At 51.8% G+C, this 552-nt stretch carries 1 protein-coding gene; it reads left to right on the top strand.

Annotated features, from left to right (window positions below; all coding sequences use genetic code 11):
- Window positions 1-509 (top strand): IS30 family transposase (locus tag ACFFLE_RS11170; protein WP_380572282.1); only part of this gene is annotated, 509 nt, incomplete at its 5' end.
- Window positions 510-552 lie beyond the last annotated feature (43 nt).

Consider the following 552-nt stretch of genomic DNA (forward strand, 5'->3'; position numbering starts at 1 on the left):
TCGAATCCCGAGAGACATTCGGTCACTGGGAAATCGACACCGTCATCGGTGCAAAACACAAGGATGATGCGGTGCTGTTGACACTCGCGGAACGACAGACCCGATTTGAAGTACTATTAAAAGTAGATGGCAAGGCGGCGCACCCCGTCACTGAGGCGATTGAATCGCTCGTTGACCGTGCCGGCGACTACATGCCGTCGTTATTCAAGACGATCACATCGGATAATGGCTCTGAATTCAGTGCACTTCATGACACCTTGAAACATGTGACAGACGTCTACTTTGCCCGGCCGTTTGCGTCATATGAACGGGGCACCAGCGAGAATCAGCATAAATTCATTCGCCGGTTTATCCCGAAAGGCCAGCCGATCTCTGCCGTCAGTGATCGACAGATCCAGCGCATCCAACGATGGATGAATGATTATCCACGTAAAATCCTGGGTTACCAGACACCGCATGAGCATTTCGCCAAGGCACTCAATCAAACACACATGGCACAAAGTGCCTAGTGTAAATTTCTTCACCTCCCCCTCGGGGGAGGTGAAGCCCAGC

This window comes from Salinicoccus siamensis, assembly GCF_042429615.1.
Lineage (GTDB): Bacteria > Bacillota > Bacilli > Staphylococcales > Salinicoccaceae > Salinicoccus > Salinicoccus siamensis.